We start from the raw sequence: 12,636 nt of genomic DNA, 5'->3' as shown, positions 1-12,636 counted from the left end.
CGCGTCCGGTTTCATACGGTGCTGCGCCATCCCGCGACGCCGACAACGATCATCCGCAACTGTTTGACGGCCACCCGTTTGATCTCGTTGAGCGCGGCCTGGTCGTGGGCATCCTCGATGGCCTCGGCGATCACGATCATCGCGTTGACGAACAGGCTGGCCAGGATGTTGAGATCTTCGCTGCTCCACGTGTTCAGGTTCGGGAAACGGGCCAGGTCGATCGCGAGCTCGGAGGTGATCAGCCGGATCTCGGTGCGGATGGCGTAGCGCAGAACGGTGACGCCGCTGTTCCGTTCGCGGCCGATGAACCGCCAGTGCTCGCGCCGTTCGTTCACTCCGTCGATGAGGATGTCGACGCTCGACTCGATGACCCGCTTCGGGTCGAGCCTGCCCGCGCGGGCGCCGCGCAGCATGTCGCGCAGGCTGCGGAACGACTCGTCGATGAGGACGAGGCCCAGGGCTTCCATCGACTCGAAATGCCGGTAGAACGCCGCAGGCACGATACCCGCTTCGCGGGTGACCTCGCGGAGGCTCAGCGCGGAGAAGCTGCGGTCCTCGAGCAACTTGAGGGCCGCCGCGACGATCGCCTGCCGGGTGGCCTCCTTGCGCTCCTCGCGGGACATGGTCGTGCGCGGGTGCTCGCGCGATCGTGACCGTCCCGACCGGCTCGACCGTGAGCCAGGCGTACGACTGTTCACTGTGTGAAACATACCACAACCTGGGTGAATGGGTTGACGAGGTGCTGCACATGCGGGGACGGTGTACATATGTTCACTCAAACGTTGACGCGTGGTCTCCGGGACAGGGTGCTTGGCTCGCCGCTGGTCGACCTGCTCACCGGCCCCCATGGCGTGGACCGATACACCGAGCTTGTCGCGCCCACGTGGACGCGCTCAGATGCTCGCGCGGAAGTCGTCGCGGTGCGGCGGCAGACCCCGCGCAGCGTCACCCTCACGCTGGAGCCGAATCAGGCGTTCACCGGTTTTCGCGCCGGACAGCACATCAACCTCACGGTTGAGATCGACGGTCGTCGTCGCACCCGGCCCTACTCTCCGGCCAACGCCGAGGGCGCCCCCTATCTCGAGCTCACGGTGGGACGCCATGACGGCGGGCTGGTCTCTGGCTACCTGTGCGATCACGCCCGCCCCGGCATGATCGTGGGATTGGATTCGGTCGGCGGCGACTTCGTGCTCCCCGACGACGCACCGCAACGCATCCTTTTCGTGTCGGGCGGCAGCGGCATCACACCGGTGATGTCGATGGCGCGGACGCTGCGGGCCCGCGGGCACGGCGGCGAGGTCGCATTCATTCACTACGCACGCTCGGCCGAGGACGCGTGCTACCGCGCCGAGCTCGACGCCATGACGGGCGTGCGGGTGCTGCGCGGCTACACGCGGTCGACGGCCGGCTCCGACCTGACCGGTCGCTTCGGCCCCGCGCATCTGGCCGCGGCGATGCCCGACCCCGATGCGGTGTTCGTCTGCGGCCCGCCCGAACTCGCGTCGGCCGTGCGCGAGCACTGCCCGAACGTGCACTCGGAAAGCTTTGTCCCCCCGACGTACACCGTGCCTGCCGAACCCTCGGGCGGCACGATCACGTTCGCCGACAGCGGAGTGGCGGTGACCGACGACGGCCGCCCCCTGCTGGAGCAGGCCGAAAACGCAGGCCTGACCCCCGAAAGCGGATGCCGAATGGGCATCTGCCACAGCTGCACCCGCCGCAAGACGCGCGGCGTGGTGAAGAACCTGGTCACCGGCGCGGTGTCGACCGCGGAGGACGAAGACGTGCAGATCTGCGTCTCGGCCCCTGTCGGCGACGTCGACCTCGCGTTGTAGAAACCGAAAGGAGTTCGACATGACCGTCATCACCGACATCACTTCGAAACCGCACACCCTCGAAAAGACGGTGGCGGGCAAGAAGATCAGTCTGACCGCCGAGCAGGCCGAGGCCTTCGGCCGCGAACTCGACGCGCTCAAGGAACGCGTGATCGCCGACCTCGGCGAGCGCGACGCCACCTACATCCGTCGAATCATCAAGACGCAGCGCGCATTCGAGATCGGCGGGCGGGCCCTGCTGTTCGGCGGAGTGTTCCCGCCGTTCTGGCTGGCGGGCACCGCGCTGCTGGGACTGTCGAAGATCCTCGACAACATGGAGATCGGCCACAACGTCATGCACGGTCAATACGACTGGATGGGCGATCCGAACATCTCCAGCCGGGGCTTCGAGTGGGACACCGCCTGCCCGGGCGAGCAGTGGCGCCACTCGCACAACTACATGCACCACACCTACACCAACATCGTCGGGATGGACCGCGACGTCGGTTACGGCATCCTGCGGATGAGCAAGGACCAGAAGTGGACGCCGTACTTCCTCGGCAACCCCGTCTACGCCTTCCTGCTGATGGTGCTGTTCCAGTACGGCGTCGCGCTGCACGAACTCGAAACCGAGCGCATCCGCGCCGGCGAGATCACGATCGCCGACAAGCGAGAAATCCTCGAGGGCATCTGGCGCAAGACCAAACGCCAGACGCTCAAGGATTACGTGGCGTTCCCGCTGCTGGCCGGGCCGTTCGCGCCGTGGGTGGTCGCGGGGAACCTGACCGCGAACCTGATGCGCAACGTGTGGGCGTACATGATCATCTTCTGCGGCCACTTTCCCGACGACGTGCAGGAGTTCTCCGTCGAGGAGACCAAGGCCGAGACGCGCGGTCAGTGGTATTTCCGGCAGGTGTTGGGCTCGGCGAACCTGACGGGCGGAAAGCTGTTCCACATCCTGAGCGGTAACCTGTCGTTCCAGATCGAGCACCATCTGTTCCCCGACATCCCCGCGCATCGCCTGGCCGAGATCTCCACCGAGGTCAAGGACATCTGCACCCGCTACGGGATCCCGTACAACGCGGGGTCGCTGCCGAGCCAGTTCGCGACGGTGGTGCGCAAGATCGTCCGACTGGCGCTGCCCTAGCGCCTCCGGGCGCCGGCGAGACTGCGGTTTCTGATGGAAATCGGCCGAAACCCGTCATAAACCGCAGTCTCGGCGCGGCTCAGGTCTGACAGACCGGACACCAGTACGAGACGCGATCGCCCGGCTTGCCGGGACGCGCCGAGTCCGACTCGATGGGCGTGCCACACCGTCGGCACGGTCGGCCACGCCGGCCATAGACCCACAGGTCGCGACCGCCGCGGGTGTCGCCGGTCGTGGTCCGGTTAACGCGGGACCTGTTCAGCCGCAGCATGTCTCGGGCCCGCTGCACCATCCGCAGCGGGTCTTTGACCTTGCCGACCGGGGTGGTGGGCAGGTAGCCGGTGACGAAGCAGAGTTCGTTGGCGTAGACGTTGCCGACGCCCGCCATCACGCGCTGGTCCAGCAGCGCCTCGGCCAGCGGCCGTTCCTGGTCCTCGACGAGGTTGGCCCTGGCGACGCGCGGTTCCCAGTCGTCGCCGAGCAGGTCCGGGCCGAGGTGTGCGACGGCTTCCATATCGTGGTCACGCTGCAGGATCTCCAGCACGCCGAGGTCGACACCGGCAGCTCGGGAGTCGCTGGTGTGCAACAGGATCCGGATCTTGTACTCCGGCACCCGCCTGATTTGGCCGCCGACCAGCCAGGCGCCCTCCATCTTCAGATGTGAGTGGATGCTGGCGTCCTCGACGCGGATGAAGAGGTGCTTACCGCGGCTGATCACCTCGTCGACGACGCAGCCCGTCAGGTCGACCGTCGCGAACTTCGGCACCCGCACGTCACAACGGGTGAGCTGCTTGCCTACCAACGCCTCGCGCAGCTTGGTGGCGGTGCGGTAGACCGTGTCGCCTTCGGGCATCCGTCAGCGCCTTCTGTTGGTCGCGCAGGCTCTCATCACCGTAACCGCAGGCCGCGCGGTGTACGGGCGAACCCAGCGCCCAGCAGGGCGTCGTGGACCGCGGCGCGCTCACCTTCTGCACCCGGTTCGAGAACGGGGACCCCGTTGACCTTCTCGACGAGAAATGATCCCACCCGACCGCTGCTGACCAGATCGGCCAGGGCCGCAGCGACGGCGACGTGCGCGTCGGTGTCCTCGGTGAAGCTCAACAGCGAGCGCCCGCCACGTTCGAGGAACCACACCAGTTCGCCGTCGACCATCGCGACCAGTGCACCGGCTTTGCGACCGGGGCGGTGTGAGACGTCGTCATCGGATCGCCGCGTCGGCCACGGGAGTGCGGCGCCGTAGGGGTTGGCCGGATCGGCGGCCGCCAGGACGACCGCGTGGTACTCGCGGTGATCCTGGTCGACGTTGTCCAGATACGTCCGCAAGCGGTCCACCGTGGATGCCACGGCGAACTGGGCGCCGCCGAGTGACTCGACGAAATAGCCCCGCTGGCATCGGCCGGCGTCCTCGAACGCCGTCAGCACCTTATAGAGCATCGCGAAACCGCCGGGCACGCCCTCCGCGCCGACGGCTCCCTTGGTCAAGACCCCGTGCCTGCCGAGCAGCAGTTCGGCCTGGAAGTGCGCGCGCACAGTCGATTCCGGTTCGGGCATCGGCAGCGCCGACCACCGTCCAGCCACCGTGGGGTCGGCGTTGCGGGTTTGGGCGTGCGCGACGCTGTAGCGGCTCAACCGCGGCGCCCGCTGCCGCTGCCGGTGTGCTGGTGCGCTGCGCCGCCCCGACGATCCACGGGCGCCCATCAACTTCGCGCGCACCGGCGCGAACGTGTCGCCGGTGATCCAGCCCGCCCAGACCAGATCCCACACCGCGTTCTTGTGGTCTTCGGTCGGATTGTCCGCGAGCTGACGAAAAAAGAAAGCGCCGCCAGCCTGACCACCTGAGCCGAGCGCGTCGAGGATCGCCCGGTGGGTGTCGGTGAACTCGATCTCGGTGGGGGCGGTCAACGTCAACGGCGCCGACTCGGCGGCATGGAAGGCGATCCACCCGTCGCCACCACCGATCTGGCCGGCTCCCGACCAGGTGACCTCACCGGAGGCCAGCAGTTCGTCGAGCATGGCGGGCTGGTAGTCGCGGACGCGCTGACCGAACACCAGCGGCTCGACGGCCGAAGCCGGAATCGGCACGCCCGCAAGCTGATCGATCACGGCAGCGAGCCCGTCGACGCCGCTGTTGTGCGCCGAGCCAACCGACTGCCACGCGGGCAGGAAGCGTCCGTACGCCGCGGTGCTCACCGGCTCGATCTGCGCGCGCAGCGCCGCCAGCGACCGGCGCCGCAAAATCTTGAGCACGTCGCTGTCGCACCACTGCTCAGCAGCGCCCGGGTCGGCGACCGGCAGATCGGTGAACTCACCGCGAATCAGCTTGCCGTCGATGGCCATCCGGCCCAGCACGTCGGCGGTGACGCGCAACCCCAGGCCGAACCGCGCGGCCGCATCGTGTGTGGTGAACGGCCCTCGGGTGCGGGCGTAGCGGCCGAGCAGCTCACCCAGCGGGTCATCGACCGACTCGGTGAACGCCGTCGGCACCCCGACCGGCACGGCCACACCCACGCCGTCGCGCAACAGGCCGATGTCTTCGATCGCGGCCCACCAAGTCTGGTCGGCGAACGACACGGTCAACGCGCGCTTGGCAGCGCGCAGGCCCTCGAGCCAGCCGCCGATGTCGGAAGTCGTGCAGCGGTCGGCGATCTCGGTTTCGGTCAACGGGCCCAGCAGCCGCAGCAGGTCGGCGATGCCTTCGGCGTCGCGGGCCCGCCGGTCCTCGCTCAGATGCTGCAGTTGTCGCGTCGTACTCGTGATGACCTGAGGGTCGAGCAGCTCGCGCAGCTCGACCCGGCCCAACAGTTCGGCGAGCAGGACACTGTCCAGCGACAGTGCGGCGGCGCGGCGTTCGGCCAGCGGACTGTCGCCCTCGTACATGAAGGCGCCGACATAGCCGAACAGCAGCGAGGCGGCGAACGGCGACGGCGTGGTGGTCTCCACCTCGACGATGCGCAACCGGCGCTGGGCGACCCGGTGCATCAGCTCTGTCAGCGCAGGCACGTCGTAGACGTCCTGCAGGCACTCCCGCACGGCCTCCAACACGATCGGGAAGTCGGGGTACTTGCGCGCGACGTCGAGCAATTGCGCGGCGCGCTGACGCTGATGCCACAGCGGGGATCGCTTGCCCGGATGGCGTCGCGGCAGCAGCAACGCGCGGGCAGCACACTCGCGGAAACGGGACGCGAACAGCGCCGAGCCTCCGACCTCGGCGGTGACGATTGGCTCGATCTCGTCGGCGTCGAAGACGAACAGGTCTGCGCCAGGAGGCGCGTCCTCGGTGTCGGGCAGCCGCACGATGATGCCATCGTCGGACGCGGTGGGCTTCTCCTCGATGCCGTACCGCTCACGCAGCCGTCGCGACACCGCCAGCGCGAGCGGGCCGTGCACCCGCAGTCCGTAGGGCGAGTGCAGGATGACGCGCCAGTCGCCGAGTTCGTCGCGGAACCGTTCGACGACGAATGTGGCGTCCGAAGGGACGACGCCCGTGGCTTGGCGTTGGTCGTCGATCAGCTGCCACAGGTTGTCGGCGGCGAACTGGTCGAAACCCATTGAGCGGCAACGCTGGTCGAATTCGTCCTTACCGAGGCGGGCCAGCTCGCCGGTGTATGCCCCGACCGCAGCGCCCAACTCTGCTGGGCGGCCAACGCCGTCGCCGCGCCAGAACGGGAGTCGCGCCGGCTGACCGGGCGCTGGGATCACCAGGACGCGGTCGTGGGTTATCTCGGTGATCCGCCAACTCGTCGCGCCCAGCGAGATGACGTCACCCGGGCGTGATTCGTACACCATCTCCTCGTCGAGTTCCCCGACGCGGGAGGGCTTTTCGGAATCGGTGGCCAGATAGACCGTGAACAACCCGCGGTCGGGGATCGCGCCGCCGCTGGTGACCGCCAGCCGCTGTGCGCCGGGCCGAGCCGTCAGCGTGCCGGTATCGCGGTCGTACACCAGGCGAGGTCGCAGCTCGGCGAACTCCGTCGACGGGTACTTACCCGACAGCAGGTCCAGCGTCGCCTCGAACGCGCTGCGCGGCAGTGTGGCGAATGGGGCGCTGCGCCGCACCGCGTCGAACCAGCGGTCGGCGTCGAGCGGCTCGAGCGCACATGCGGCGACCGTGTGCTGCGCGAGCACGTCGAGCGGGTTGGTCGGCACCCGCATGGTCTCGATCTCACCGGAGAGCATACGTTTCACCGTCACCGCGCAGCCGATCAGGTCGGTGCGGTGCTTGGGGAACAGCACGCCCTGCGAGATCTCGCCGACCTGGTGGCCGGCGCGGCCGATGCGCTGCAGCCCGCTGGCCACCGAGGGCGGGGCCTCCACCTGGATCACCAGATCGACTGCGCCCATGTCGATCCCGAGTTCCAGGCTCGAGGTCGCGACGACGGCCTTGAGCCGGCCGCTTTTCAGGTCGTCCTCGACGATCGCCCGCTGTTCCTTGCTGACCGAACCATGGTGCGCACGCGCCAGCAGCGTGGGTGCACCTGACGCCTGCCCACTGCCCATGATGTGGGCGGGTGAACCGCCGGCGACGCCGGTGTTGGGTCCCGTCTCGAGCTCCTGGCCGGTGCGTTCGGCGTGGATCTCGTTGAGCCGCGACGTGAGTCGTTCGGCGAGCCGTCGCGAGTTGGCGAACACGATCGACGAGTTGTGCGATTCGACCAGGTCGACGATGCGTTCCTCGACGTCCGGCCAGATGGTGTTGTTCTCGAGGTTCGCCATATCGGGCACCGGCACCTGGACCGACAGGTCGAACGTCTTGGCGGCGGGCGGCGCCACAATCGTCGTGCGGGCCTGACCCGACAGGAACCGCGCCACCTCCTCTGGGGGTCGGACGGTGGCCGACAACCCGATCCGCTGCGCGGCTGTGTCCAGAAGTTGGTCCAGCCGCTCGAGCGACAGCGCGAGGTGGGCGCCGCGTTTGGTGGCCGCCACGGCGTGCACCTCGTCGACGATGACGGTCTGGACGTTCGCCAGGGTGTCGCGCGCCGCCGAGGTCAACATCAAAAACAGCGACTCGGGAGTGGTGATGAGGACGTCGGGCGGTCGGGCGATCAGTTCGCGCCGTTGCGCCGGGGAGGTGTCGCCGGAGCGCACGCCGACGCTGATCTGTGGGGCCGGCACGCCGCGCCGTTCGGCCACCCGGGCGATGCCGGTCAGCGGGGTGCGCAGGTTGCGCTCCACGTCGACGGCCAGCGCCTTGAGCGGCGAGACGTACAGCACTTTGGTGCCGGCTCGCGGTTCGGCGGGAACGGAAGCCAGTTGGTCGATTGCCCATAGGAACGCCGCGAGCGTCTTACCGGACCCGGTCGGCGCGATGACGAGTGTGTTGTCCCCGTCCGCGATCGCCGCCCATGCTTGGGCCTGGGCGGGCGTCGGCTCGGCGAATGTGCCGGTGAACCATTCCCGGGTCAGGTCGCTGAACCGGGCGAGGGGGGATTCGCTCATCGACATCTATCGTGCACCCCACCACCGACAACTCTCCGGCGGTTTGGGTGCACTAGGTATCGCCCAGCGATAGTTAGTGCGCCGAAATCACAGGTCAGCGGTGTTTCGGCGAGACCGCTTCACGGAGGGTAGAAGGGATGCCCGGTACCCGTCCGACGGCGTCGAACAGGGTGTGTGCGCACGCGTCGGCGACCGGACCGGCCTCGATGGACGGGTCCATCAGCCGTTGTCTGCACATCTCGAAGGTGAAGGCCAGCCAGCCGTAGACGGTGACGCGTAGATCGCGCTCCACCTTGGAGTCCAGGTCGTCGCCCACGGCGGCGTGGATGCGGCCGAGGATGCGGTTGGCCTGGCGATCGTTGTCGGTGTCCTCGATGCCGCGCAGCACGGGGTCGGAGCGGCCCGATCCCACGTAGGCGGCCCAAGCACCGTGGGGGTGCTCGTCGTCATAGCGCAGATAGGCGAGCACACCCTCGCGCACCTGGTCGAAAAGGCTCTGCCCGGGCCGCGGCGGCACGTTGGTGGCCTCGAACAACCGCTCGCCCTCCGCGCGGATCACCGCGGCGAAAAACGCTCGCTTGTCCGGGAAGTAGTGGTACATCAGTGCCCGGGACACTCCGGCGCGCTCGGCGATCTCGTCGATGCGGACCTCGTCGTAGGGCCGCTGACCGAACACCTCGGCACCGAGCGTCAGCAGTTCGCTGCGTCGGTCGGCGGGGGAGAGCCGCCGTCGTGACTCGGCCATGCCGCCATCGTAGTGAACACATGTCAAACAGCGGCTCTTCCGACATGCGGCCGGAGTATTCGGACCGCTCCGGGGTAACCCGCGGGGGCGAGACATTCCGCGACCACGAGAGGCCATCGATGAGTTTCCCAGAACAACAGCAGTCCCCGCCCGGCGTGCAGAGCGAGATGACCCCAATCCCTGACTGCGGCGAGACGAGCTACCAGGGGTCCGGTCGGCTGACGGGTAAACGTGCGGTCATCACCGGAGGCGACAGCGGAATCGGCCGCGCGGTCGCGATCGCCTACGCGCGCGAGGGCGCCGACGTGCTGATCGCTTACCTGAACGAGGACGGCGACGCCAAGGAAGTGCAGAAGTACGTCGAGGAGGCCGGGCGCAAATGCGTGTTGATGCCGGGTGATCTCGCCGACCCGGCGCACTGCCGCGCCGTCGTCGACCGCGCCGTCGAGGAATTCGGCGGCATCGATGTGCTCGTCAACAACGCCGCCTACCAGATGACGCACGACACGCTCGACGAGATCAGCGACGAGGAGTGGGATTACACGTTCCGGCTCAACGTCGGAGCGTACTTCTACCTCGTGAAGGCCGCGCTTCCGCACATGGGCGCCGGTGCGTCGATCATCGGCAGTTCATCGGTGAACTCCGACATGCCGAACCCGAAACTGGCGCCGTACGCGGCCACCAAGGCGGCGATCGCTAACTTCTCCGCGAGCCTGGCGGAGATGCTGGGCGAGAAGGGTATTCGTGCGAACAGTGTTGCGCCGGGCCCGATCTGGACACCGTTGATCCCGTCGACGATGCCGCCGGAGAAGGTCAAGCAGTTCGGCGAGAACACGCCGCTGGGCCGTGCGGGTCAGCCGGTCGAGTTGGCGCCGGTCTACGTGATGCTGGCGTCTGACGAGGCGAGCTACGTGACGGGAGCGCGGATCGCGGTGACCGGCGGCAGGCCGATGCTGTAACGGGCCGCGAGCGGTCGGTCGTGCGGTTTCATCCGCGACACGCCGAATTCGCGTATGTAACGGCACGTTCGGGCATCAGGGCGCCGACGGCTCCAGAAGTCGCCGGATCGTCGACCGTAACCGCGGGAGGTCGGCGCCGCCGACCAGCTCACATCCGTGAAGCTCGGCGAGTTTGCGTGCGGCGGCGGTGAATTCGTGGTTCGTGACGACCATCGTCTTGGTGCAGTCCTGCATGGGCGCACCGGCCACCACTTCCTGCACCGCGCTCGCGCCGACGGGGCGCGACTGTCGTTTGCACTGGATGGCAAGGCGATCCGGTCGCTTGCCGACGATGATGTCGACTCCCCAGTCTCCGGTGATCGCGGTCATGATCACCGGCGCTCCGCAGGACCGGGCCACCCGCGCCACATGATCCTCGAACTCCGCACCCGACATCGCGGCGGTGAGGTCCTCGCGTGCGCCGGGAGTGGTGACACCGACGAGCGTGCCTGCGAGGAAGCGCGGAAGCGCGGCGAGCACCAGCGGCGCGACCAGTCCGAGCGCAAGGCTCCACTGCGGGGCGACCCCGAGAAGCCACGCCCCGACGCCCGCCGCCGAGGCCGAAGCCAGGTACAGCTTTACGCTCACGTGACGGATCGTAAGGCGCGACCCCGACATCCCCGCGTCGACCGATCCGGTGCTTGTCCGATAAACGAATGGACGTTCGTGCCGGAATACCCGTGTGCGATCACCGGCGTTAACCTGCGATCATGACTGACGAGCTGCCCGATCCCGACGGGCAGACACCCGTCGAGCAGGCGCTTGCCGGCGGCGACCCGCATCGGGTGGGCTGGTTTCGGTTCTACTTCGCCGACGAACGCTGGGAGTGGTCGCCGCAAGTCGAACGGATGCACGGCTACGAGCCCGGTAAAGCACAGCCGACGACGGAACTTGTGTTGTCACACAAACATCCCGACGACTACCGCCAGGTGGCGGCGACGCTGGATGAGATCCGCCGTACGTCGGGCGCGTTCTCCACCCGCCACCGGATCATCGACACCCACGGCGAGGAGCACCACGTGGTCGTGGTCGGCGACCAACTCTTCGACGACAACGATCAGGTGGTCGGAACCCACGGGTTCTATGTCGACGTCACCCCGTCCACCCTGCAGCGGCGCGACAGGGCCTTAAGTGCGGCGGTCACCGAGATGGCGGAGGCCCGCGGCCCGATCGAGCAGGCCAAAGGGATGCTGATGCTGATCTACCGGATCTCCGCCGATTCGGCGTTCGAGTTGCTCCGGTGGCGTTCGCAGGAGACCGACACCAAGCTGCGAAACTTAGCCGAGCAAATCGCCAAGGATTTCCTCGGGCTCAGTTACGAAGAAGAGTTGCCGCCGCGCTCCACCTACGACAGGTTGCTGCTCACGGCACACAATCGCGTTCGAGATTGAAGTTTACCGGTCGTTGTGACCGGGAACTCTGCGCTGCGTCAAACCTGTTCCGCTGATTCAGCAGCAAATTCGGGAGTTTCTCGTCGTGTACCACGGTCCCACCGAGCTGAGACAAGTCGACACCTACATTCGCGACGCGGCACGGTTCGCTCTCGGGATCGGCGCCGCCGGTGCCATCTTCCTGATCGGCGCGATGGTGTGGGTGAGCACCTGCCAGGGCGCGACGGCCGACAGCCTGGCTTGCGGGGCTCCCCAGCGGACCCTGCTGGCGCTTGCGGCACCCGCTGTTCTGTTCGCCGGCGCGCTGCGGGCGTTCTTCCGCGCCTATCAGAACTGGCGCAGAGGCGATATGTCCTCGGCGTGGCAAGGCGCGGGATGGTTCCTGCTGACGTCGATGCTGCTGGTGCTCACGACGAGCATGCCCGCCCTCACCGGGCTCCCGGTGTTCGGCGCATGAGCACACCCGCGAACGCAGACCGACCGCTGACCGCCGTGGCGTTGGTGTGCAGCCTCAAGCCCACCCCCGCCGAGTCGAGCAGCGCGTTGATGGCCCAGCACATCTGCGAGAACCTGCGTGGTGCGGGTGTCGAGACGGAGGTGCTGCGATGCGTCGACCACGCGATCGCGCCGGGCGTCGAGGCCGACATGGGAGACGGAGACGAATGGCCCCCCATCCGCGAGAAACTGTTGCGCGCCGACATCCTGGTGCTGTCCACCCCGATTTGGTTGGGGCACCCGGCCAGCGTGACGCAGCGTGTGCTGGAACGGCTCGATGCGGAACTGTCCAACACCGACGACGCCGGCCGGCCGATGATGGTCGGCAAGGTCGCCGTGGTCGGGGTCGTCGGCAACGAGGACGGTGCGCACAAAGTGATCGCCGACTGCTTTCAAGGCCTCAACGACATCGGCTATACGATCCCGGCCCAGGGTGGCACCTACTGGACGGGCGAAGCGATGCAGAGCAAGGATTACAAGGAACTCGACGAAGTGCCCGAGCCCGTTGCGTCGACGACTGCCGCACTGGCCCGCAACGCCGCTCATCTCGCCAGGGCCCTCCGGGCCGATTCGTACCCGCCATACGAGTGAAGGCCGGTCTTCGGCC

11 protein-coding genes are annotated in these 12,636 nt (G+C 67.6%); 6 read left to right on the top strand and 5 right to left on the bottom strand.

Translation table 11 applies throughout. The features are described 5' to 3' along the window. Window positions 1-11: 11 nt before the first annotated feature. Window positions 12-698, bottom strand: a complete 687-nt coding sequence (locus AAHH99_RS10480; RefSeq protein WP_066811210.1) for a TetR family transcriptional regulator — start codon at window positions 696-698, stop codon at window positions 12-14. Between the two features lie 69 nt (window positions 699-767). Between AAHH99_RS10480 and AAHH99_RS10475 the strand changes: the two genes are divergently transcribed. Together AAHH99_RS10475 and AAHH99_RS10470 are read left to right on the top strand one after the other, a co-directional pair. Beyond that, the gene (locus tag AAHH99_RS10475; protein ID WP_418768575.1) at window positions 768-1,835 is read left to right on the top strand and encodes a ferredoxin reductase; all 1,068 of its coding nucleotides are present in this window, start codon (window positions 768-770) and stop codon (window positions 1,833-1,835) included. Window positions 1,836-1,854: 19 nt separating this feature from the next. Beyond that, window positions 1,855-2,961, top strand: a complete 1,107-nt coding sequence (locus AAHH99_RS10470) for a fatty acid desaturase family protein (protein WP_066849099.1) — start codon at window positions 1,855-1,857, stop codon at window positions 2,959-2,961. A 79-nt stretch (window positions 2,962-3,040) separates the two neighbouring features. Here the strand turns inward: AAHH99_RS10470 and nei2 are convergent, their stop codons facing one another. The 3 genes from nei2 to AAHH99_RS10455 all read right to left on the bottom strand — a co-directional run bounded on the left by nei2 (window position 3,041) and on the right by AAHH99_RS10455 (window position 9,145). Beyond that, window positions 3,041-3,814, bottom strand: a complete 774-nt coding sequence (nei2, locus tag AAHH99_RS10465) for an endonuclease VIII Nei2 (RefSeq protein ID WP_418768574.1) — start codon at window positions 3,812-3,814, stop codon at window positions 3,041-3,043. Between the two features lie 35 nt (window positions 3,815-3,849). Next, window positions 3,850-8,400: an ATP-dependent helicase gene (locus AAHH99_RS10460; protein ID WP_418768573.1), complete on the bottom strand. Its 4,551-nt coding sequence runs from the start codon at window positions 8,398-8,400 to the stop codon at window positions 3,850-3,852. A gap of 94 nt (window positions 8,401-8,494) precedes the next feature. Next, window positions 8,495-9,145: a TetR/AcrR family transcriptional regulator gene (locus AAHH99_RS10455; protein ID WP_418768572.1), complete on the bottom strand. Its 651-nt coding sequence runs from the start codon at window positions 9,143-9,145 to the stop codon at window positions 8,495-8,497. A 119-nt stretch (window positions 9,146-9,264) separates the two neighbouring features. On the opposite strand from AAHH99_RS10455, the gene AAHH99_RS10450 reads away from it, so the two are divergent. Beyond that, window positions 9,265-10,104 (top strand): SDR family oxidoreductase, encoded by an 840-nt coding sequence (locus tag AAHH99_RS10450; protein ID WP_418768571.1) that lies wholly within the window; start codon window positions 9,265-9,267, stop codon window positions 10,102-10,104. Between the two features lie 75 nt (window positions 10,105-10,179). Here AAHH99_RS10450 and AAHH99_RS10445 read toward each other — a convergent pair whose 3' ends face one another. Further along, window positions 10,180-10,761, bottom strand: a complete 582-nt coding sequence (locus tag AAHH99_RS10445) for a restriction endonuclease (RefSeq protein WP_418768570.1) — start codon at window positions 10,759-10,761, stop codon at window positions 10,180-10,182. Window positions 10,762-10,853: 92 nt separating this feature from the next. On the opposite strand from AAHH99_RS10445, the gene AAHH99_RS10440 reads away from it, so the two are divergent. From AAHH99_RS10440 to AAHH99_RS10430, 3 genes are all read left to right on the top strand, one after another. Then, the gene (locus AAHH99_RS10440; RefSeq protein WP_418768569.1) at window positions 10,854-11,534 is read left to right on the top strand and encodes a PAS and ANTAR domain-containing protein; all 681 of its coding nucleotides are present in this window, start codon (window positions 10,854-10,856) and stop codon (window positions 11,532-11,534) included. An 85-nt stretch (window positions 11,535-11,619) separates the two neighbouring features. Next, window positions 11,620-11,991 carry a hypothetical protein gene (locus tag AAHH99_RS10435; protein WP_418768568.1) on the top strand — a complete coding sequence of 124 codons (372 nt, stop codon included), beginning with the start codon at window positions 11,620-11,622 and terminating at the stop codon, window positions 11,989-11,991. Beyond that, window positions 11,988-12,620 (top strand): flavodoxin family protein, encoded by a 633-nt coding sequence (locus AAHH99_RS10430; RefSeq protein ID WP_418768567.1) that lies wholly within the window; start codon window positions 11,988-11,990, stop codon window positions 12,618-12,620. The genes AAHH99_RS10435 and AAHH99_RS10430 overlap by 4 nt, the downstream gene beginning before the upstream one ends. Window positions 12,621-12,636 lie beyond the last annotated feature (16 nt).

Source organism: Mycobacterium neumannii (genome assembly GCF_048452905.1).
Lineage (GTDB): Bacteria > Actinomycetota > Actinomycetes > Mycobacteriales > Mycobacteriaceae > Mycobacterium > Mycobacterium neumannii_B.
This window is presented reverse-complemented; position numbering and strand designations above follow the sequence as displayed.

Bases quoted from the DNA above. Each gene is read 5' to 3' on its own strand.
- AAHH99_RS10445 (WP_418768570.1), bottom strand. From the start codon at position 10,761: ATGTCGGGGTCGCGCCTTACGATCCGTCACGTGAGCGTAAAGCTGTAC.
- AAHH99_RS10455 (WP_418768572.1), bottom strand. From the start codon at position 9,145: ATGGCCGAGTCACGACGGCGGCTCTCCCCCGCCGACCGACGCAGCGAA.
- AAHH99_RS10430 (WP_418768567.1), top strand. From the start codon at position 11,988: ATGAGCACACCCGCGAACGCAGACCGACCGCTGACCGCCGTGGCGTTG.
- AAHH99_RS10440 (WP_418768569.1), top strand. From the start codon at position 10,854: ATGACTGACGAGCTGCCCGATCCCGACGGGCAGACACCCGTCGAGCAG.
- AAHH99_RS10450 (WP_418768571.1), top strand. From the start codon at position 9,265: ATGAGTTTCCCAGAACAACAGCAGTCCCCGCCCGGCGTGCAGAGCGAG.
- nei2 (WP_418768574.1), bottom strand. From the start codon at position 3,814: ATGCCCGAAGGCGACACGGTCTACCGCACCGCCACCAAGCTGCGCGAG.
- AAHH99_RS10475 (WP_418768575.1), top strand. From the start codon at position 768: ATGTTCACTCAAACGTTGACGCGTGGTCTCCGGGACAGGGTGCTTGGC.
- AAHH99_RS10470 (WP_066849099.1), top strand. From the start codon at position 1,855: ATGACCGTCATCACCGACATCACTTCGAAACCGCACACCCTCGAAAAG.
- AAHH99_RS10460 (WP_418768573.1), bottom strand. From the start codon at position 8,400: ATGAGCGAATCCCCCCTCGCCCGGTTCAGCGACCTGACCCGGGAATGG.